18 protein-coding genes are annotated in these 20,029 nt (G+C 56.3%); 9 read left to right on the top strand and 9 right to left on the bottom strand.

The window, feature by feature from the left end:
- Window positions 1-883, top strand: an 883-nt coding sequence (locus tag D6858_RS14070; protein WP_120106458.1) for an IS3 family transposase, incomplete at its 5' end; no start/stop codon positions are given.
- A 1-nt stretch (window position 884) separates the two neighbouring features.
- Here D6858_RS14070 and D6858_RS14065 read toward each other — a convergent pair.
- The gene (locus D6858_RS14065) at window positions 885-3,365 is read right to left on the bottom strand and encodes a hypothetical protein (RefSeq protein ID WP_133305302.1); all 2,481 of its coding nucleotides are present in this window, start codon (window positions 3,363-3,365) and stop codon (window positions 885-887) included.
- Window positions 3,366-3,567: 202 nt separating this feature from the next.
- On the opposite strand from D6858_RS14065, the gene D6858_RS14055 reads away from it, so the two are divergent.
- A complete protein-coding gene (locus D6858_RS14055) occupies window positions 3,568-7,932 on the top strand; it encodes an NACHT domain-containing protein (protein ID WP_133305301.1) in 4,365 nt (1,454 codons plus the stop codon).
- An 18-nt stretch (window positions 7,933-7,950) separates the two neighbouring features.
- Here D6858_RS14055 and D6858_RS14050 read toward each other — a convergent pair whose 3' ends face one another.
- Entirely contained in the window at window positions 7,951-8,715 is a 765-nt protein-coding gene (locus tag D6858_RS14050) for a DUF6118 family protein (protein ID WP_120111896.1), read from the bottom strand.
- Between the two features lie 10 nt (window positions 8,716-8,725).
- The gene (traA, locus tag D6858_RS14045) at window positions 8,726-11,611 is read right to left on the bottom strand and encodes a Ti-type conjugative transfer relaxase TraA (RefSeq protein WP_120111892.1); all 2,886 of its coding nucleotides are present in this window, start codon (window positions 11,609-11,611) and stop codon (window positions 8,726-8,728) included.
- Between the two features lie 173 nt (window positions 11,612-11,784).
- Between traA and D6858_RS14040 the strand changes: the two genes are divergently transcribed.
- The gene (locus D6858_RS14040; protein WP_120111889.1) at window positions 11,785-12,090 is read left to right on the top strand and encodes a conjugal transfer protein TraD; all 306 of its coding nucleotides are present in this window, start codon (window positions 11,785-11,787) and stop codon (window positions 12,088-12,090) included.
- 22 nt (window positions 12,091-12,112) lie between these two features.
- The gene (locus D6858_RS14035) at window positions 12,113-12,340 is read left to right on the top strand and encodes a conjugal transfer protein TraD (protein WP_120111885.1); all 228 of its coding nucleotides are present in this window, start codon (window positions 12,113-12,115) and stop codon (window positions 12,338-12,340) included.
- 127 nt (window positions 12,341-12,467) lie between these two features.
- On the opposite strand, the gene D6858_RS14030 is transcribed toward D6858_RS14035, so the two are convergent.
- The 4 genes from D6858_RS14030 to D6858_RS14015 form a co-directional block, all read right to left on the bottom strand.
- Window positions 12,468-12,992 carry a hypothetical protein gene (locus tag D6858_RS14030; protein WP_133305300.1) on the bottom strand — a complete coding sequence of 175 codons (525 nt, stop codon included), beginning with the start codon at window positions 12,990-12,992 and terminating at the stop codon, window positions 12,468-12,470.
- Window positions 12,993-13,137: 145 nt separating this feature from the next.
- Window positions 13,138-13,428 carry a nucleotidyltransferase family protein gene (locus tag D6858_RS14025; protein ID WP_120111877.1) on the bottom strand — a complete coding sequence of 97 codons (291 nt, stop codon included), beginning with the start codon at window positions 13,426-13,428 and terminating at the stop codon, window positions 13,138-13,140.
- Window positions 13,428-13,976: a hypothetical protein gene (locus D6858_RS15985; RefSeq protein ID WP_205664950.1), complete on the bottom strand. Its 549-nt coding sequence runs from the start codon at window positions 13,974-13,976 to the stop codon at window positions 13,428-13,430. Before D6858_RS15985 ends, D6858_RS14025 begins: the two co-directional genes overlap by 1 nt.
- Before the next feature lie 86 nt (window positions 13,977-14,062).
- Window positions 14,063-14,755, bottom strand: coding sequence for an HNH endonuclease (locus tag D6858_RS14015; protein ID WP_120111875.1), 693 nt, complete (start codon window positions 14,753-14,755; stop codon window positions 14,063-14,065).
- A 626-nt stretch (window positions 14,756-15,381) separates the two neighbouring features.
- Between D6858_RS14015 and D6858_RS14010 the strand changes: the two genes are divergently transcribed.
- The gene (locus D6858_RS14010) at window positions 15,382-15,588 is read left to right on the top strand and encodes a helix-turn-helix transcriptional regulator (RefSeq protein ID WP_047821402.1); all 207 of its coding nucleotides are present in this window, start codon (window positions 15,382-15,384) and stop codon (window positions 15,586-15,588) included.
- Window positions 15,585-15,779: a helix-turn-helix domain-containing protein gene (locus D6858_RS14005; RefSeq protein ID WP_120111872.1), complete on the top strand. Its 195-nt coding sequence runs from the start codon at window positions 15,585-15,587 to the stop codon at window positions 15,777-15,779. The genes D6858_RS14010 and D6858_RS14005 overlap by 4 nt, the downstream gene beginning before the upstream one ends.
- A gap of 507 nt (window positions 15,780-16,286) precedes the next feature.
- Here the strand turns inward: D6858_RS14005 and D6858_RS14000 are convergent.
- Window positions 16,287-16,472 (bottom strand): hypothetical protein, encoded by a 186-nt coding sequence (locus D6858_RS14000; protein ID WP_120111868.1) that lies wholly within the window; start codon window positions 16,470-16,472, stop codon window positions 16,287-16,289.
- Window positions 16,473-16,797: 325 nt separating this feature from the next.
- Between D6858_RS14000 and D6858_RS13995 the strand changes: the two genes are divergently transcribed.
- The 3 genes from D6858_RS13995 (at window position 16,798) to D6858_RS13985 (ending at window position 19,561) form a co-directional block, all read left to right on the top strand.
- On the top strand, window positions 16,798-17,928 hold the full coding sequence (locus D6858_RS13995; protein ID WP_120111864.1) for a beta-ketoacyl-ACP synthase III: 1,131 nt from the start codon (window positions 16,798-16,800) through the stop codon (window positions 17,926-17,928).
- 65 nt (window positions 17,929-17,993) lie between these two features.
- Complete coding sequence (locus D6858_RS13990; protein WP_120111860.1) at window positions 17,994-18,743, top strand: phosphatidylserine decarboxylase; 750 nt, start codon at window positions 17,994-17,996, stop codon at window positions 18,741-18,743.
- Window positions 18,743-19,561, top strand: coding sequence for a CDP-alcohol phosphatidyltransferase family protein (locus D6858_RS13985; RefSeq protein WP_120111856.1), 819 nt, complete (start codon window positions 18,743-18,745; stop codon window positions 19,559-19,561). The genes D6858_RS13990 and D6858_RS13985 overlap by 1 nt, the downstream gene beginning before the upstream one ends.
- On the opposite strand, the gene D6858_RS13980 is transcribed toward D6858_RS13985, so the two are convergent.
- Entirely contained in the window at window positions 19,527-19,814 is a 288-nt protein-coding gene (locus D6858_RS13980; RefSeq protein ID WP_120111853.1) for a hypothetical protein, read from the bottom strand. The genes D6858_RS13985 and D6858_RS13980 overlap by 35 nt on opposite strands.
- Window positions 19,815-20,029: the final 215 nt, after the last annotated feature.

The raw sequence follows: 20,029 nt of genomic DNA, 5'->3' as shown, positions 1-20,029 counted from the left end.
TCGGGGTGAGTATGGGGTCGAGCCGATCTGCCGGGTTCTGCCGATCGCCCCATCAACCTACCACGAGCGTGTCGCACAGCGCCGCGATCCGTCGCGCCTGTCACCACGCGCCCAGCGCGACGAAGCAATGAAGCCCGAGGTTCAGCGCGTGTTCGATGCCAACTTCAAGGTCTACGGGTATCGCAAGGTGTGGCGGCAGATGCAGCGCGAGGGCTTCGATATTGCCCGCTGCACGGTGGAACGGCTGATGCGTGAGCTGGGCCTGCAGGGCGTGATCCGGGGGAAGCCGGTGAAGACGACGATGAGCGACAAGGCAGCGCCATGTCCGCTCGATCAGGTCAACCGCCAGTTCCATGCACCGGCACCCAACATGCTGTGGGTCTCGGACTTCACCTACGTCGCGACGTGGTCCGGGTTCGTCTATGTCGCCTTCGTGATCGACGTTTACGCCCGCTATATCGTGGGCTGGCGGGTGAGCAGAACGGCGCATGCCAGCTTTGTACTCGATGCCCTGGAGCAGGCGATCCATGACCGACGGCCTGTTCACCGTGGCGGCCTGATCCACCACAGTGATCGTGGCAGCCAATATGTCTCGATCAAGTATACCGAGCGTCTTGCCGAAGCCGGGATCGAACCATCGGTCGGCAGTGTTGGCGACAGCTACGACAACGCCTTGGCCGAAACGATCAACGGCCTTTACAAGGCCGAGGTCATCCACCGCCGAGGTCCGTGGCGATCATTTGAAGCCGTGGAATACGCCACGCTCGAATGGGTCGACTGGTTCAACAACCGGCGCCTGCTCGCGCCCATCGGCAATATCCCGCCTGCCGAAGCTGAAGCACGATACTACGCCATGCTGGACGACACGCCCATGGCGGCATAATTTAAACCAAATGGCCTCCGGCAATCCCGGGGCGGTTCACCGCGATCTTTGACATCCATCCTTCAATGTCTCGCACAATCGCAAAGCGGCAGACTATCTCGACAACAAGCTCCTGCAACCAGTCGCGGTATCGCTGCATCTTATCTGCACTGTCTTGATGAAAGTCAGGCGAGTGAGAAATTTCGATATACGACGCTCCTTTGTCCTCGACCAAGCGATGACTGGGAATGGAATCAGGCTCGCCATCGGGCAGCACTACAATCCGAAACTTCTCTTTATGCGGTAGAACGTGACTTTCATCACTTGTGGCCATCAAGCTCTCAAGGCTGCCGAGTATGGTCTCAGCAATGCCTACCGATACCGGATCGGTGTGTGACTTGACCCGGATGTTGCAGCCAAGGACATTTGACTGAAACTCAACTTCGGCTTGATCCAGTAACATTGTTTCGCTTGGCATCTGGTCGCCGCCTGGAACATTGATCCAATTCTGTAGAAAGTCGTTAAGGTCCTTCTCTGTCTGCCCCTCCGGGCAATACCCCTCTTCAATCAGAGCTTGATGCTGACCCAAAGTGAACAGGGTCGCCATTCCCGGAATGACAAGATCGTATTCTTCAAAACTGTCGTGAAGTTGCGAAATGGCCCCAAGTTGCCCGACATCGAGATTCAGAAGCAGCAAGCCAAAAGCAACCTCGATAGATATCAGGTCTTCTTCAACTTGATCTGCAATCTCGCCCTCAGGTTGCAATGCGGCAAGAATGAATTTTGCCAGCATCAGCGTTGCTAGAGCCTGCGGCACACGACCCAACCGCAGCTCGGCCCAAGCCAACTGCTTGACGGCAATCCATGCTAGCCAGTCAATGTCTCCATCTTCGCGGAAGTCCATCATCGCATGGTCAAGCGCAACCAATGCACGATTCCTCGCCGCCCATCGCAAACCAACAATGCCGTAGGCACTGGCGCTTCCCAGCAAGGCTTCGGTCAATTCCTCGCGGTATTCCCGCTTCAATAATAACTCTTCTGCTCGTCCAAACCAACGAATAGCCTCATACGGATTTTCGAGTTCGAGCTTCTGAAATGCGCGCTTGATATTGGCCTGACCTGCCGCACCGTGGCTGCGCCTTTGACCAATCACATCGGTTAGCTCCGCAAATAGATTATCAAAGGCAGGGCTATCAACGACGCTGCCAAGCTCTCCTAAGACGCTTTCGAGCAGATCGACCGGGTAAGAGCCTAGGATTTCTGATGCTTTCAAAATTTCTGAAAAATCAGTCCAGCATTCGTCCAGAGCGTCGGTTGCATCCTGGTGCATTGCATCATGGGTTTTGATGAGGGTCAGATAGGTCTTTGCTTCCAACGCATTGTTTGGACGCGCCTCATTTTTTGCCAAAGGCTCAAGGATTGCGACCAGAGCGCGCCTCTTTTCGGCAATATTTACGCTTTCTGGTTTCAGCCTCCCATTGCTAATTGACGCAACCGTAAGGGAGTAGAGGGTATGGAGATGTTTAGCTTCGGAGCTTTGTTCTGTCCCAGCAAGCCTATCTTCTACTTCGTCGTACAACTTCAAGAATTTGGGCAAATCCTCGAACCACCAAAAGGCTGTCCAAGCATAGTGATATCTGAGTCGCATGGCTTGGGAAGTTGTGCCCAGCTCATCTGCAATCCGTATAGCTTGCTCGAAGCGAGCCTCAACTTCAGCCTGAGGTCGTTCCAACCCCCGCGCTAGAATGGCAGATCGGAAGCAATCAGACGCCAGTTGAAATCGAGCGCCGACATATCGTTCGGGATCGGATGTTTGCCTATCCAATTCAGTCAGTTCAGCCGACCTAGCAGCATCTCTTGGTCCGAATTTCTGGATCGTATCTGACTGAGCGCCTTCGATAGCTAAGGCCGAGATTGCCATGCCCAGGTGTCCATTTTCATAGACTTTTGCGACGATCCAGCTGCGATCAAGAATGACAACTCGAAATGGGTATTCTTCGGAAAGCTGATCTTGAAGCTTTGCCTTATCTTTCTCAGCAGCAAACTGGTTCGTTATGAAATAGACAAGATCATATTCGCGTCCTGTCCCCCCGATCTTTTTCACATCGGATTTTAGCTTTGGCTTCCAGTCCTTCTTCGCGCTGAATGCGAAGGCCCATCGCTCCCTGCCTGCTGATGGGTTGCCCACCCACCATCGCTCTGCAATCTCTGCGGCCACAGGATATGTTTCGGCGTCGGTTTTTCCGTCACCGCCCCCTGTAGGTCCGGTTTGGATTGTGAGGTTGGGGCAAAGTTCTTTCTCTGCCAGCTTTCGGCAAAAGTCCTCGAACTCATACTCTTGCTTGCGGGCAGTTAGCGTTTCCAGATGATACTCGAAACTTGCACGAGGGAACGCCGTCGATTGGTCAATTTCGGTGTCAGAAAATAAATAAGGTCGCTTCTGCCGCATAATTTCGCGCGGCGAAGGAATTGGGTTTAGTGGAGTTTCGGTGCTTTCGGCCATCACGAGCCAATATGGTGAAGGCTTTCCTTTTCAGCAACGGCTCGCCGACCGGCTTCAAATTTGAACCGGATCTTGCTGGGCAGAATGATTGCACTGCGAATCAGCTAGAGCGTTCCAATGGGGATCTGTGTAGGGAAGCCGAAGCACTTTTTGAGGTGGCCCATGGTCAGACTTTTCAATTCCGACAGAAGGACTTAGCTCGTTGACCGGAAATCCAGATTCCAGCCCGCATGGCGGAAGCTCGGCAATATTGGGCTTCCTGTATCAATTGCAGGCGACAGCGACACGCCTACTTGAAGCACGGATTGAACTGAAGCCCTCCGCTAATACGATCGACTCCATCCAAGCAATTCTAGAACCCAATTCCGGAGGTGATGCGATCATTGAGGGAGATGAGCGACACGCCATTCAATTCAAACTTCGCAACCGGCCAATAGATCTTGGCACATTTGCGGATGCGGTATTGCCAGACCTGTTTGGCGCGCACTGCGAACAGGTTTGCGATCGATACGAATTGCAAAGCACCCAGAGATTGACGAAGCCCGCAGCTGAGCTCAGTTCAATTCTCGCGTCTGGCGGAACGCCAACAACGGCAGTCGAGAAAAATTTTCAACGCGCAAGAAGTTCATGTCTAAAAGTCTTCATTGAACAAACGGGAAGCGACAGTGGATTTGACCAGTCGTTCCGTGTTTTTGCGAGCCGCTTGCTGGTCGCTGAGCCTATCGACGAAAACGAAATCTCTACCAAATTGGCGAGCCAACTGTTTCCAAGGCTGCCATACGGCAACCAGCTTGAAACGAAGCTGGACCAATTGACTGGCAACCTGATGAAGCGCGCTCGGCAGAACGATTGCGTTGTTTCAGGGAAAGTGATTGAAGAGATTTTGGGTCTGGCCAGCCTTACCGATGCGCAAGAGACGCTCAGGTTAGCGCTTGAAACTGCGTTGACCGCTCGTCAGTACGATCCTGCATTTGACGTGCGCGCGCCGCTTCCGGCATCGACAACTACTCACCTGGAGCTAGTTTCGGGATCGTCAGGAAACGGCAAGAGTTGGGCTCTTTACCGGCTAGCTCAAGAGGCACTTGAAAATCGCCAACCTGCGGTGCTCATTCGTGCCTCTGATCGGTCCGAACTGGAACGTGAGTTGAAGCGCTTGATCGCAATCGAAGCGCTTGATCACGAGAGTCCGATCGAACCACCTGCGCTCGGAAGGCTGTGGCGTCGCCGCCATGGTGACGACGCTTCTAATGTTCTCGTACTCTGGGAAGGATGTCAAAACCCTGAGGAACTCAAACAGCTATTCTACCAGAGCGGAATAGGTGAGGGCATTCGCGCTGTAGCGGAAGTTCCGCCGGAAGCTGATGCTGAGGTTTTTCGCGAGATTGGCATCGAGCCATTTCAAATCGGGGAATTTGGGGTCTCGGAGCTTTTCGAAGCCCTGAGTAGAAGGGGGGTAAATGCGGGTGCAGTTCCCTCTTCGATCCGACGGATGCTTCGTCATCCGGTCCTTTGCGGCATCTACGCCCAATTGGCGATTGAGGGCGACAAGTGGAATCCTTCAAACGAATATCTTGTCCTGAATAAATTCTGGGAAAGAGCACGACAAAAAGCGGGCCAGGCTGCGGGCGCTCGCCTTAAGGCTTTGGCCGAAAAAATGGTCGAGAAGGGGTCAAGAGAGGCAACGGACTCTGAGGTCCTTGCGCTTAGCTTTACAGATGAACAGCTTGGCAAACTGGCATCGTCTGGGTGGCTCGAGCATCTGTCTGGTAAATGGCGTTTTGCACATGATCGACTGCTAACTTGGGCGATTGCGGAATGGTTGGCGGAGAGGCTTTCGCGACCGAGTGCTGCGGTGGACGAAATCGCCAAGTCCATCGAAGAACTTCAAAACGATTCTCCCGAAGACCGCAATCGCCTCCATGGATTGGGCTTCTTGATGATGGACGTTTTGTGGCTGGCAACCTCTGAAGGCGTCCCGGCAGACAAGCTAGGCGAACTCATGGCGTTACTAGAGGAAGATCGGCTTCACCGATCATCTCAAAGTTTTTATCGCGATCTCTGCCCAACGCTTGGTTCGGGTATTGTCGAAGGTCTGCTTGCGCGTGCAGACCTATTGACAGACGATGAAGGCGAATGCGGGCATATCGGAAATATTGCCGCAGCTATCCGTGCGTTGACGCTTACAGATACCGAGAAGGCATCAATTATTCAGAGGCTTTCAAAGGGCGATGAGAACGCTTGGAGATTGCTGCTCCTATTAGGAAATAGATGGCCCTTGGAAGGTCAGCGCGAAAGGGTCTGGGAAGGGTTGGTGGAAGCCTACCGAACGCTTGGGTCGGAGCAGCGCAAGTTTTCAGAATTCGAGATTTTTCGCGACGCTGCCCTTTGCCTATGTCTTCTAGACCCTCACTGGTTGGAGAACAAGATTCTCTCCACAACTGACCCAAAAGAGCTTGGCATTGCGAGCAGCCTCTTGCGCGAAGTCTCACCGGTTCCTGATGAGCAGACGTGGTCATTGGTATCAAACCACCTGCTCGCGCACATGAGCTCTGACGATCACACCCAGATCATCGGATTTATTCGGCGAACCGAGGATAAAACCAAAATTCCCTTCCTCGTCGAACAGATCGAAGCTGGCTCTCATGGCGGACCCGACGCTCTGGTCGCCCTCGCGATGATCGACCCGTCCGCAGCCTTGGATATTATTGCGAGCAAACCGGTCTTGAAATATGCACCGCATGCTGGCCTCTGGCTTCAACGCGTCCTGGATCACTCGCCAGACCGTGGACGCAATCTCATAGACCAATGGCTCATGCACATCGATCCGACGGGCTGCATGCTGGCTTCACTTTGGGCAGCAGAACCGACAGGCGTCGGGTCCGAAACCGTTGCAATTCTCTTGCGATGTCTAGCTGCGGAAATGGTTCAAGAAGGCGGTGGCGACGAGCGCATCATACGTATCTTGCTGGGAGTACTTGGTAGTAGCAAAATTCGGCCCAGTACCGGAAACTCCTTCCGGTCATTTCATGGAAGTCGCTTGGCAAGCGAATTGCGCATTCGATTGGAAGCCCACGCTCACGGCGCTCGGAATCCGCTTGCCGAAAAAATGTGGAGCGTCTTGCTTCGTATTGATGGTGCCGACTTTGAAACGTATGTTTTGAACTTGCTTGACGGACCGGTCGAAGCTCGTGGGTATGGAGTTGGTTCTGCAATTTTTTCGCCTACACCTTCGGTCATTGATCGGCTAGAGCAGATGGCTCTGGATTGGTCATCGGATTATTCCCAGCAGATGCGAAAACCGATCTGGCGAGCTCTCGTCAGCATAGAGCCTCATAAATGGTATTCACGCATGTTGGCTTTGCTAAGCGCAAGCAGCGAGGTGGAGCGGTCACTTGGCGTCGAATTGTTCGACGATCTCGGCTACGTCGAAGATGCCTACGCTCTGGTAGATTGCGTCCGAATGTCGGAGGTCGGGGGAGACCTTGAGGCGCGAGCGATCAATCTTGCTGTGCATTACGACGTCAAGGATCCGCTTCTGCTTGAGCGGGCACTCCCAAGATTCCGGAAGGAGAAGGACTCAGAGGGCCATCTGGCTGCGTGCAACGTTCTTTTGCAGGAGCGAGGCACACCGGCGAGAGCAGAATTGGACAAATTCTTGATGGAGCTAACTACAAGAAACAGCTGGAATTCGACAGATATGGAGGTGCTCGCGATCCGCCTCCGACAAGACGATGTATCTGAAGAATTGCTTGAAGCTGCTGAACCCTTCATGCGTCGACCATCGTTCTTCGGCGAACGCATAATCGATCCATATTTAGAACGCGGGCATCAGGAGATTGAGGACATAGTGCTGGATCGTGCATTTGCGCCACCCCAAATGCTGACCAGTGAGCTACCGAATATGATCGAGGCATTGGCTCGCATCAACCTTTCGAAAGCTGAGCAAGCATTCGAACAGGCGTGGCTGGAAACGCCCAAACGTCAACGCTACCTGGTCCCCAGCTCTCGAAAGCTCGGAGCATCCGCCCTTCAAGCAATGCTGAGCAATCTCCCATCCAAAGATCATGGGCAGGATAGCGAAATTGCTTTCCGGTTGATGTGTATTGAATGTCGGCGACGACATGCGGAAGCTTTGCCGATGATAGCCACTCGCTACGGCACAGCCTCAAAGAGCGATCGCGAATTATTGGCTAAAGTGATTTCTTGGCTGCCTGATGCCAAGGCTGAATTGGAGAGGCTCGCCGCAAACGAAAATGATCCTGACGTTCGGGATTTGGTGGAAGGACTGCTGAATCTGCATTTGCAGCGCGCTGAAGCAGTGAATGCATATCGCGCTGATCCGGGTTCCGTTCCGAAGCTTCTTCATGTTTTGGAGATTGTCGACCCGGAGGTTCTTTTCCGCATGAGTGACGAATGGAGCATCACGGGGTTAATCCAATCGAGTGGCCAACAAACTGTTGTAGCAGAAGACGTGTTGGTTCGGCGGTTCAATAAGGTCGGCAAGACACGCTACAAAAAAGTTAGAATCAGACCGCGTATCCATAGCGATATAGAGCTGAGCCATTAACTTTCAGCTCTGACATACTCATTTTCCAATCTGAATATGGCAACTGACAGCATCAGTCGTGTTTTCTGCACGCTCACTGCAGTGTTCCAAGGCTTCGCGGTTCGCGTTTAGTATTCTGTGAGTTGCCATTAGCTCTTCGAAGCCCTCTGCATTCTGTGACCGAATCAACCGCATTCCCGCCTCTAGGATAGTTGGTTCACCCACAGCTTTGCGAGCCATCCGTTCGGGCCATTGCCAGCTTTCGGGCATGGCGCGGGCGACGGTGCCGGGAAGAATCGACCAAAGCAGGATACCGGCAGCCAGCCCGATGCCTGCAAAGCGCCAGGTCTGACGCTTCTGCTCGTTCTCGGTGCGGACGCGCCCCACAATTGCCGCAAGCCGGCCGGTTGCATGGTCGAGGTCTTTGCGTCCTTGCCGGAACAGGTCGCTGCTGTCGCGCAGCATGTCGAGCGAGGCGTGCTTGATCTGAACCGCGATGTCTTCCGGCGTCAGCTCGATGGCGGGCTTGTTGCCGATTGCGGTCAGCGTCTTGGAGACCTGTGCCAGCTGATCGGCCATCTGGCCGAGCGTTGCCGTGTAGTCCGGGATAACGATGTCGACTCGTTCCCTGGCCATGTTCTGGACCGTATGGCGCACCATCGCCATTTCGCCTTCGAGACGAGCGAAGGCTTCCGTTGCCGGATCGGACTCTTCCGCCGCGTCCAGTTCCGGTTTCGGCTGCGGTGCAGGCGGTTCCTCAACTTCCATGTCCAGTTGCACTTCTTCGATGTTGTCGTCTTCCATGTCGTTTCTCCTAGATGCCTATGTCGAAAGCGCGGGTGCGTTGGCGGGTGAGGGTTGCTGTGAGTTCATTGGCAATGCTGCGTTCGGGCTTCGGATCGATGCCGAGTTCGCGGGTCTTGCCGCGCAGCAGGCCTTCGACCTGCGGATCGCGTTCAAGCGACTTCGCCAGCTCGCTCTGCTTTTCCGACACGCGGGCTGCGCCTGCCCGGTCGCCTTGCCGCTCAAGCTGCTTGCGCGCCGCGCTCAGCCCCTGCCAATCGCCGACGAAGCGCTCGGATCGTAGCGCCGGATCGGTGCGCACGGCGGCCTCTTGGCTCATGGCGCGCACAGCTTCCTGGCCACGCCCTCCAGCGGCCTCTGCAATCAGCTCAGGACGCCGCTCCAGCGCCTTGGCGAGATCGGCCGCAGCATCGGGCCGGATCGCATCGAGCGCCTTTCCAGCCTTCTCCAGCGCATCCTTTTGGTGCGGGAGAACGGGCAAACCCTTGGCCAGCATCGTGCCGATATCGCCAAGCGCGCGGGCATAGCGTTCGACCGCGCGGCGCTGGTCGTTCTGCGTGCTTGCCTGTGTTGGAAGCGGTTCGAGCTGACGTGCCTGCGGTCGGAAGTTTCCGAAGATCGATTTGGCCTTCTCCGGCACCTGCCGAACCATCTCCACGATCCGCTCGCGGAAGCTGATGCCACGCAGTTCGGCGAAGGCCTGCTCGGGCTGGTAGTCACCCACCATGTCCTTGCCGCGTTCGCGGCTCAGCGTGCGGACAAGTTTCGACCGGTCGGCAAAGTCATCGTGCCCGTAGTGTAGAGCCAGACCGTCGCGATGGCGCGACATGGCGACATAAGTAGAATGGCTATCCATCCCCGGTGTGGCGAGCATATGCGTGCGGTCGACGGTCATGCCCTGCGCCTTGTGGATCGTGGCCGCGTAGCCATGATCGATGTGAGAATAATCCTTGGTGTCGAAGACAACCTCGCGGCCATCATCGGTGCGCACGGCCATGCTCTGCGCGCTGGCCATTTCGACCGTGCCAAGCGTCCCGTTCTTCACTCCAACCCCGCGCTCGTTGCGCAAGAAAATGATGCGGTCGCCGCTTGCAAACTGCCGCTCGCCGCGTGCCGTCTTGATCGTGGCATCTGCCCCAAGCTGCCCAGCCACGCGCATCTTTCCGCGTGCCATCAGGTTTAGCTCGCGCACCTCGTTATTGGTGTGGGTGAGGATGATCCGGCTATTGTCGGGATTGGCCTGCCGATCCTGATCCCAGCGCTCGATCAGTTCTGTTCGCGCGACCTCGCGGTTGTCGGCGGCATGGACCATGCCGCGCTCTTCATAGGTGCGGATCGCTTCGCCGATGCGTCCCGTTGCGAGCTGCCGGGTCGCATCCTGCTGCCATGCCGAAAGCTGACGGCGGACCTCGCTGATCTCAACCCCACCGTGACGCTCGTGGATTGCCCTGAAGGCTGCGCCTGCTTCGATGGCCTGCAATTGCTGCTGGTCGCCGACCAGAACCACCTTCGCTCCGGCCTTGGCGGCATGGGAGAGGACGCGCTCCATCTGGCGGGTGCCGACCATGCCTGCTTCGTCAATCACGAGCACATCGCGCGAAGTGAGTGGCTCGCGTCCTTTGCCCCATTGGTGCTCAAGGCTAGCGATGGTGCGCGATGCGATGCCGGAGCCGTTCTCCAGCCCCTCGGCGGCGATGCCGGAAAGGGCTGCACCGCGCACGTTGTAGCCCGCGTTTCCCCAAGCCTCGCGCGCCACGCCCAGCATCGCGCTTTTGCCGGTCCCGGCGTAGCCAATGACAACCGCAAGACCGCCCTTCTTCGTGACGTGTTCGATAGCAGATTTCTGCTCGCCGGACAGGACCAGGCCGCGCTTAGCAGCGCTGGCGAATGCTGCGTTCCGCTGAACGTCGTTGACCGCGTGACGGTCGCGCTGCGCCATCGTTTCGGCTGCGCGATGCAGGCGCTGTTCGGCCTCGATCATCGTCCGCGAAGTGAAGCGATCCTGCCCACGTCCATCCTTGCCAAGCGCGATTAGGTCGGAGGAACTGCGCACGGCATTGTAGGCCGCGTCGAACTGTTCCTTGCCGTCGCTGTGCCGGTGAACAAATGCGGCAAGTTCGCGCTTGGTGAAGGTGGCTTGCTGGTGCGTGATCGCGTCCAGCGCCAACGCTGGACTAGCAATAATCCGCGCGCCATTGCGTTGGGCAATGGCGCGGTGTTCCTCGATCCGCTCGGCTTCCAGCCCGCGACCGCCAGTGCGCGAGGCAGCGGGGCCGATCTTGTCTTGCGGCTCCAGCGCAATCCCTTGCGCCTCCAGGCTTCGATGATCGATCCGCGCGTCTATGTCGCGTTCCGCAAGCGCGCGGTTGACATGATCGGCCCAGCGCTCGCGCCATTGTTCGATCAGCGCGGTCTTGTTCCAGTCGCGGACCTTTGCGCCAAAGCCATCCTTCGTGACCTCACGCATGGTCAGCATGACATGCGCGTGCGGCTTGGCCTTGCCGTCTTCTCCGATATCCCAATGGACATTGAGATCGGCGATCATGCCTTTCTCGACGAACTCGGCTTTGACGAACTCGCGCGCCAGCCTGATGTTGTCTTTCTTCGACAATTCGCTTGGCAGGGCGAACTCGACTTCGCGGGATAGCTGGGCATCCTTGCGCTTCTCCGCAGCCTCGACCGCGTTCCACAAAGTGGCCCGGTCGGCGAAGGCTTCGGGCGCGCCTCTGGGCAGCATCACTTCGGAATGAAGAACGCCCGCCTTGTTTGTGAAATCATGGGTTCTGTCGATCCGCTCATCGTGCAGCCGCTCGCCTGCGCGATAGGCCGCTGCCGCCACGGCACTGCGTCCGCTCGACCGTCCGATGACCTTTGCGCTGAAGTGAAAGATTGCCATTTCGGCAATCCAGTTACACCGCAATCGCCACGTCGGCACGACGTATAAGCGCGCCCTCTCATGATAAAATCCTGATCGGGACTAGGCGGTATCACACTGTCCCGGCGACCTTACTGCATTGGATTACAAGCACGATTATCATGGCTCCATCACACCAACGATGGAGACAACACATGCGCAAGCCCCGCGATTTTGATTCGGAACTGAAGGCACTTGCCGACAAGGCGAAACAGCTAAAGGAACGCCGCGTGCGCGACCTGGGCGCGCTGGTCACGGCGACCGGTGCCGACGCGCTCGATGCCGATGTGTTGGCGGGCGCGCTGCTCGACGCGGCGACCAATACCGACAAAGCGACCGGGGAGGGCTGGCGCAAGCGCGGCGCAGCCTTCTTTCACGGCAAGTCATGCGACACTGCGAACGGACCTGGCCAGCAGCCGGAAGGCACTCTCCCGCTCGACGGCGGCGCGGCATCGGCTTGAGGCAGCGAAAGCACGAACCGACATGCGCGAGTGGCAGGTGAAACGACGCGAACGGACCCGACAACTGATCGAGCTTGGTGGGCTGGTCGCCAAGGCCGATCTGGTCGAACTGACCGACGATGATCGGGCTGCACTCTACGGCGCGTTCCTCACCGTCGCCGCCAAGCTGCGTGGGCCTGATGGTGCACAGGCGCTGGAGCTGTTCCGGCGCAAGGGAAAGCGGGCGTTCGAGGCTGAACAGCAGACTTGAATTGGACAAGCGTAGCGGGGGAACTTGATGGCTATCCATCTGCTGGCTGATGGCAGCTAAGCGCCATAAAATTCATTCATTCGCAGGCGTCGCATTTGACGCCAAGTGCTGTCGCTGATTATGCACGTCAAGCAAAGCTGTCCGAGTCCTCCGAGCGCAGCTTGAACACCAGCAGAAGCGCGTCGCGGGGATCGCCCTTGAACCAGTGCTCGTTCTTGGACACACGATCCAGCTTGCTCGCGTCGTAGACGAGCACACCGTCCGTCTCCAACAGGCCCTCCGTCAAGTCCCAGTCCTCGGGCTCTCCATCAGGAAGATAGTGCACGCGGTAGCCATTCGTTGTTAGCTCGGCGACATAAGCGTAAATAATGTCGGCAGGGCCTTTGCATGTCGGCGCGCGGTCATGCTCATAGTCATGACCAGTTGCGTTCCACATCGGGCTCGCCGCATCGCGATCGGTACCTGTCCGACGCACTAATTCGAGTCGGTTTGTTTCACCAATTGGCTTCATATCGGCGTCGACATCGCAAGTTACGAGCGCGAAATTTCGTATTATCAAAAGGCCTTCATGTCCAATCGCAGTCACTTCGTTGTGAAGAACGCGAGCGAAATCGCCCCAATCATCCAGCTCAACAACCTTGACTGACCCCACATGCATTCCTTCAAGTTTCTCACCGCTGGAGTTGCTGCATACTACCACCGCCTGGCTTGTCGGCGTTGCGACTTAGTCTCGACTACGAGGGGCTGGCTCGCGGCTCCTCAAACCTACCGTCCGATCAGGTTTCCGTCCTGTTCAATCAAGATGTAGACGAAGCAAGTTGCGCGAGCGGTATGCACTTTTCTCTCACTACGAACTGAGAGTGGCACTCTTCTGATGGCTGCATGTAGAGAATGTGGAGCGGTAAGTTTTGACCTGCGCACTGCATCTCCTTCTTGAGTTGCGCCAGCAGATCGCCGCCTGGGCCGACAATCAGAATATCAATGTCTTGGCCAAAACCGTTAAGGGTCGAGCCGAACATGTAAGCATCGAAATATTCCAGCGAGGTGCAGGTACCCAAGAGGTGAACCGCAATCTCGCTGGCCGTCATTAGGCCTTGCTCAGGCGATCCTTCAGCTCGTCCCATTTCATCACCTCGCATCCGAGTGCACGCCCTGCCTCGCTCGCCTCGGGCTGCGGCGTGCCGTTGGGATTGATGTTCCACACGATGTCGACCGGGCCGAACCGTTCCCAAAGCGTGCGAACCTCGTCGGCCGTTGGTTCATAGTCGGCGATCATGCCGATCCGAAACGTCGCTCCGCTCCGAAGCGTGACGCGGTGGATGCGATCGAACTCCCGATCTACCTCAGCCACACGACCATATTGCCGCAAAAGCCTGTCGGAAAACTTATAGACTTTGTGTGCTGCCGAGTTGGCATCTCCATCCAGAGCCGCTGAACCGAGCGTGCCAAAGTTGCCCCAGCCTACACGGTTCTGCTCGAGATACTGGATTGCCTCACCCTCCCAGACACATGTCGCCCTATAGCCGCAGAGGAAATCGAGCCCTGCGACCTGTTCACGATATTGGGCTGCCGTCGCCTGATTAACCGTCTCCACTGCCGTAATGGCCGCCAGAACGTCCGGTTGATCCTGGGTCATGATCCTAATAACCTCGCCGCGTACATGCTCCGCGGTAGAGCGCCCTGCCTTTGCGAAAGAGGCGAGCGCATATTTTATCTGCCAGTTCACGCGAACATGCCCTCCATTGAACCCGGGAAGCGAATGGCGCGGCCAGCAACGCCGCAGACGTGACGCTCCGATAAACCTCGCACATGCTCCTGATATTCAGCGAAGGTTCGGCGCTCATCCTCTGTGGCAAGCCCCAGGTTCGCTTCAATGATCGCCAGCGCACGGAAATGATTGGGCAGGATCACGCTTCTCACACGCTGCTCCCATGCCGCCGCCGCGCCTGACTCCGGATTATATTCGAATTCCGAGCCATGCTCTGGTGCGAACTTTTCCCAGATAGCCCGGTTTTCGGCCTGAATGTCGGCGATCGCCTCTCTCGCCTGTGCCCGATCTTCATACGCTTTAATCCCTTGTTTGAGCGCTAGCCGTGCATGATGATTAGCTTTCCAATCAAGCAGGGCATTGCGTGGATATGCCTCGGGATCCTTGTCGACCTTAGTATGGCAAGTCGGGCACAGCAGAATTAGGTTCTCGAACGTATCGGCATCGAAGTCATCGGCCGGTCGATCGTTATGGCGTGGCCCAGCGTCACCATGTGGGATGACATGGGCCATTTCAGCTATGTGTTTATCTCCACCCATTTCAGCGGGAAAAAGGGCTTCAAGGCAGTCTGGTTTCTGACAATACCCTGATGCAGCGGCGAAGAGGCGCAGTCGTGTCGCTGTTGGTATCGCCTTGCGATTTGCCATCCGTATCTAGTTCCTCTTTCGCATTAATGTCGCTCACCGTCAGGGCTAAGAACCTAGTGGGGTTATCGCAAGCTGATCCGACGGCTCAACGAAGGTCTTTGCCGCCTAGGCAAGAAAGGTTTCAAGCAGAAACAACCGGTAATAGTTTGGCGAGCTATTGGCGTGAATGGCCAGAGGTGCCGCCTTGTGAACTGCCACTATCCTAGAGTCTCCGATCCGCACCGGACGTTCGCCTATCTGCCCAGTTTAAGCCATTTCAGGCTACCAGGTTCGACAGCAGAAGAATCTTTCGCCTATGCAAATTGGGAAATCAGCAAGGATCGGGCTAGCGGCACATTCTCAACCGGACTCGCGCAAGATCGAGCAGCGTCGGCGGGGAAATCCGTCGTCGCCGTCGCAAATCAGCGCACGTCAGTCGCAGAATCGGGTCGAACGAAAAATTCTTTCGAGCCGAGGGCATTGGAGCGGTTTGTCCGCAAAAGTCCCAAATCGTCCATAGACGGTTCAAAGCGGGCAAATCGTTGAAGAAGTGCTCGAATATCAACTGAAACTGACACTTGTGCCCGCCAAGAAAGTTCTCATTATGTTCCGTAGAGGGGCTGCCAATGTCAATGTGAGAACGCCCAATGTCCAATACAGAACGCATCATTCGACTGAAGACCGTGCTCGACCGCACAGGTCTCTCCCGCTCCACAATCTATCGCAAGATCGCTGAAGGCACTTTCCCCTCGCAGGTGAAGATCAGCGTCCACGGAGCAGGATGGCATGAATCAGCCATCAATCGCTGGATCGCCGATCCCGCTCACTATCGTGAAGAGGAAGCGGCGGAATGAGCGGCCAACAATCCGTTGAGCCGATCTGCGTCAGGGTAAATGATGCTGCACGCATGATCGGCGTCGGGCGCACAAAGCTCTACGAGTTGATCTCCAGGGGCGAACTCGAAACGATCAAGATCGGCAAGGCAACGCGCATCACGACCGCCAGTTTGCATAGGCTGGTTGAGCGGCATCGGGCATTGAACTGACCAGGCCGACAACTCGCAAATGGACAGGGTCAGAACGTGTCATTATGTTGCAATTAGGCGCTCCGCGAACCACCCATTTATTCAGCTTTTTGACCAAAACGCTGAACCGAACCACCGTTAAATGAACGAAAATGTGGGGGAGAGTGTGGGGGAAGGCCTGCATTTGTTCCAAGAACAGGATTGATATCAAAGGGTTATTTTTCCGGTTCGATTCAAGCCCTGCCACCACTTCTTCATCGCAGTGACGAATGGCTTTACGGTGGGCGCGACCCGCACAAGCGCACTGGTTTACGTCCGCGCTATTGGTAGGCGGGCGAATCTCAGTTGTCGGATTTTCCGAGGGCGGGGCGGCAAATCTAATTATTGCCGTAATATTGCAGGTATATACGCTGGGCCAACACCATGTCGTTGCACGGTGGAGCGATAAAGTTCGTCAGGCGCGCCAGTGACGAACTATCGATCGGTTACCTGATGGCAAATTGCCGCAGGTAACCGGTCGGATAGAAATTACTCAGCAGCTTCGCTGGCAGCGTCGCTGGCCGGAGCCATCGAAGCGGCATCGCTCGCGGTGTCGCTGGCAACGTCGCTGGCAACAGCCGAAGCGGTGTCAACCGGAGCTTCTTCCTGCTTGCCGCAGGCCGAGAGAGTCAGGGCCAGAGCCAGGCCCGAAACAGCGAGAATCGACTTCTTCATTAGGTAATCCCCTTGTCTTCACTCGCACGCACAGGCTGCGAGGCGGCGACGGTTTGCCGCCAGTCGCACGATTTGTCGATTGCAAAATTCGCGATCAGACAACTCAAAATTGGCTGAAATTAGGAAAAAGCAAATAAAATCAATGCAGCGTGGATATGGGAATTTAGGCAAAAAAAAGACAGGCTTGCCCCAAAGGTGCCATTTTTCATCATAAGTGGTGCGATTGAATGACAGGTTTGAGGATTTGACGGGTGGATTCGCGATCACATAATCCGGCAGGTGAAGGGCCTTGCTCTAGAATTTTTGCAGGCCTAACCCTCGCGGTATGAACTGGACAAACCGACCTGTTATTGCAGCCACCGGGCTCTACACTCCGCCGGAAAGCATCTCGAACGCCGAACTTGTCGAGAGCTTCAATGAATATGTCGCTCGGTACAACGAAGCACATGCCGCCGCTATTGGCATGGGAGATATTGATCCGCTCCAGCCCAGTTCGGTTGAATTCATCGAAAAGGCGAGTGGGATCAAGGCCCGGCACGTGATCGACAAGGCTTCGATCCTCGACCCGGAGATTATGTGCCCTCGCATCGCGGAGCGCGATAACGATCAGCTTTCGATCATGGCGGAAATTGGCGTTAAGGCGGCGCAACAAGCGTTGGAGGCTGCAGGGCGAGCCCCGGCCGATGTCGATGCGGTGTTATGCGCTGCGTCCAATATGCAGCGCCCCTATCCGGCAATGGCGATTGAGATACAGCAGGCACTGGGTATCGACGGGTTCGGGTTCGATATGAATGTAGCCTGTTCGTCGGCGACGTTCGGCATCCAGACCGCTGCGGATTATGTCCGCGCGGGCAATGCACGCAGTGTTCTGGTGGTCAGCCCGGAAATTACCAGCGGGCATCTCAATTGGCGCGATCGGGACAGCCATTTCATTTTCGGCGATGTGGCGACGGCTGTTCTGGTGGAAGATGCGGCCATCGCACCGGTGAACCATTGGGAAATTCTTGGCACCAAGCTGAAAACGGTGTTTTCGAACAACATCCGCAACAACTTTGGCTTTCTCAACAGAGCCGCTCCTGAAACGGCATCTGATCCAGACAAGCTTTTCGTGCAGGAAGGGCGCAAGGTCTTCAAGGAAGTGGTTCCGATGGTTTCGGCATTGATCCTGGAAGAAGCGGAGCGCGTGCAGATCGATCCGCACTCGTTGCGCCGCCTCTGGTTGCATCAGGCCAATGCGGGGATGAATCGGTTAATCGCGCACCGCGTGCTGGGGCACGAAGCTGATGGCGATGAAAGCCCGACCGTGCTCGATACCTATGCAAATACGTCTAGCGCAGGATCGATTATCGCATTTCACAAACACAATTCCGACCTTGCTGGCGGAGATACCGGACTGATCTGTAGTTTCGGCGCGGGTTATTCCGTTGGGACGGTCTTTGTGAGAAAAACTGACTGATCGCAGGGCGGCGTTTGCGCCGGTTTCGCTTGTGACTGGCGCACGCACCGCCTAAGTGACATCGCATGGCCGGAGATATTCTCGACAATCAGGGCCGGGGTGAAGCAGGCTGGCAATGGCCCTCGATCCATCCCGAAGGACGCAAGTTCGCCCTCATTACCGCTGCCGCGAGTTTGGTGACTGCGTTTCTCGCCTGGGAAACGATCGCCTGGCCGATGGCGTTTTTGACATTGGGTGTGCTTGCCTTTTTCCGCGACCCTGAAAGGGTCGTGCCGCAGGATGACAAATATATTGTCTCCCCTGCCGATGGCATGGTGTCGCTGATCACTCAGGTGGAACCCCCAGCGGAACTGGTGGGTGACGATGGCAGCGGCACTACAGGGCTTCCCGCAGGCCCGGTCACGCGCGTGTCGATTTTCATGAGCGTTTTTGATGTCCACATTAACCGGGCACCGATTGGCGGCATTGTGCGGCGCGTGGTCTATATGCCAGGCAAGTTCATGAATGCCGACCTCGACAAGGCGAGTGAGGAGAACGAGCGGCAGCATCTTTTGATCGAGCGACCTGACGGCGTCAGTATTGGTTTTACGCAGATCGCTGGCTTGGTCGCACGGAGAATTGTACCGTTCGTGAAGCCGGGCGACATGATTGCCGTGGGGCAGCGTGTGGGCTTGATTCGGTTCGGTAGCCGGGTTGATGTATATCTTCCGGCCGGAACTTCACCTCGCGTTGTTTTGGGCCAAACCGTTATTGCGGGTGAAACTGTGCTTGCCGATATTGGTACTCAGCCGCTGATCGAGGGTGTCAGCCAGTAATGGGAGACGATCGTCCCCGCGTTGGCCCGAAGGCGGCTGAGGATGAAATGCCGCTGATGCGTGGGGGGCGGGCATCCGGTTTGGCTTTGCGTGCCGTTGTACCGAACGCCATCACCGCTGCCGCCCTGTGTTCAGGGCTTACCGGTATTCGTTTCGCAATCGCCGGGATGTGGAAGGAAGCGATTCTGGCGGTTCTCGTGGCGGGTCTGCTCGATGGGATCGACGGGCGCATCGCGCGCTTGCTCAAGGCGCAATCGCGCTTCGGCGCAGAACTGGACAGTCTGGCAGATTCGCTGAGTTTCGGCATGGCACCAGCGCTGATTCTATTTCTGTGGTCACTGGAAGACTTGCCGCGACTTGGGTGGTTTGCCAGCCTTGCATTCGCCATTTGCTGTGCACTGCGACTGGCCCGCTTCAACGCCATGATCGATGTCGATGAACAACCGCACAAATCGGCCGGCTTTCTAACAGGTGTGCCAGCGCCGGTTGGGGCAGGGCTGGCCTTTCTGCCGATATATTTATGGATGGCCACCGGTCTGGAGGATTTCCGTCACCCGGTGGCCGTGGCAGGATGGACAGCACTGATCGCCTTTTTGATGATTTCCAATTTGGCAACTTTGAGCTGGACTTCATTAAGGCCGCGGCGAAATGTGCGACTTGAAGTTATCGCAGTCGTCGGGATGGTATTTGCTGCCCTTCTGATGGAACCGTGGTGGACGCTGATTGCAATTTGCACCGGCTATCTCGTGTTGATGCCGTTCACGGTGTTCCGCTATGCCCGTATCAGGCGGCAGCGCGATGCTGAGTCTGCCGTATAACGCGTGTGCCGCGCCGAGCCATTCTTCCGGTATTTCCCATGATGGCCCGTACTGGTTTTGTGTTCTGATTGTTCAGGTCGATTTGAACCTGCTGTTCCAGTCGAACAATCGCAACCTGCCAGGCGTCTGCTGTCTTTAGTTCAGCATGCAAACGATGCCAGGCACTGCGCCCACGCAAAAACCCATCAATCAGGCTGATAGCGGCAAAAGTGGCCGATGCAGCAAACAGAATAGCGAGCAAGCTGGCGATCATGGCGTTTTTCCTTGCTGGTCCACAATGCTGCGGGTAGCCTGTGGATAACGTGTCGATAACAGAGCGAAATGGCTTTCGTTCCGCCGTTGTGGATATATGTTCCTGTTTTGTTCCAGTCGTCAAGCGATTTGAGCGACAGGCGTTCATTTTTTTACGACACAGTGAATGCGCGGCGAGAGGTGTCTCTCCCGCCGCGCTCAGAAAAATCACGCAAA

Origin of the sequence: Tsuneonella suprasediminis (genome assembly GCF_003605755.1) — a bacterium.
GTDB classification, from domain to species: Bacteria; Pseudomonadota; Alphaproteobacteria; order Sphingomonadales; family Sphingomonadaceae; genus Tsuneonella; species Tsuneonella suprasediminis.
This window is presented reverse-complemented; position numbering and strand designations above follow the sequence as displayed.

Excerpts from the sequence above, each read along its gene's own strand:
- D6858_RS14065 (WP_133305302.1), bottom strand. The coding sequence starts at position 3,365 with ATGGCCGAAAGCACCGAAACTCCACTAAACCCAATTCCTTCGCCGCGC.
- D6858_RS14050 (WP_120111896.1), bottom strand. The coding sequence starts at position 8,715 with ATGGAAGACGACAACATCGAAGAAGTGCAACTGGACATGGAAGTTGAG.
- traA (WP_120111892.1), bottom strand. The coding sequence starts at position 11,611 with ATGGCAATCTTTCACTTCAGCGCAAAGGTCATCGGACGGTCGAGCGGA.
- D6858_RS14040 (WP_120111889.1), top strand. The coding sequence starts at position 11,785 with ATGCGCAAGCCCCGCGATTTTGATTCGGAACTGAAGGCACTTGCCGAC.
- D6858_RS14035 (WP_120111885.1), top strand. The coding sequence starts at position 12,113 with ATGCGCGAGTGGCAGGTGAAACGACGCGAACGGACCCGACAACTGATC.
- D6858_RS14025 (WP_120111877.1), bottom strand. The coding sequence starts at position 13,428 with ATGACGGCCAGCGAGATTGCGGTTCACCTCTTGGGTACCTGCACCTCG.
- D6858_RS15985 (WP_205664950.1), bottom strand. The coding sequence starts at position 13,976 with ATGACCCAGGATCAACCGGACGTTCTGGCGGCCATTACGGCAGTGGAG.
- D6858_RS14015 (WP_120111875.1), bottom strand. The coding sequence starts at position 14,755 with ATGGCAAATCGCAAGGCGATACCAACAGCGACACGACTGCGCCTCTTC.
- D6858_RS14010 (WP_047821402.1), top strand. The coding sequence starts at position 15,382 with ATGTCCAATACAGAACGCATCATTCGACTGAAGACCGTGCTCGACCGC.
- D6858_RS14005 (WP_120111872.1), top strand. The coding sequence starts at position 15,585 with ATGAGCGGCCAACAATCCGTTGAGCCGATCTGCGTCAGGGTAAATGAT.
- D6858_RS14000 (WP_120111868.1), bottom strand. The coding sequence starts at position 16,472 with ATGAAGAAGTCGATTCTCGCTGTTTCGGGCCTGGCTCTGGCCCTGACT.
- D6858_RS13995 (WP_120111864.1), top strand. The coding sequence starts at position 16,798 with ATGAACTGGACAAACCGACCTGTTATTGCAGCCACCGGGCTCTACACT.
- D6858_RS13990 (WP_120111860.1), top strand. The coding sequence starts at position 17,994 with ATGGCCGGAGATATTCTCGACAATCAGGGCCGGGGTGAAGCAGGCTGG.
- D6858_RS13985 (WP_120111856.1), top strand. The coding sequence starts at position 18,743 with ATGGGAGACGATCGTCCCCGCGTTGGCCCGAAGGCGGCTGAGGATGAA.
- D6858_RS13980 (WP_120111853.1), bottom strand. The coding sequence starts at position 19,814 with ATGATCGCCAGCTTGCTCGCTATTCTGTTTGCTGCATCGGCCACTTTT.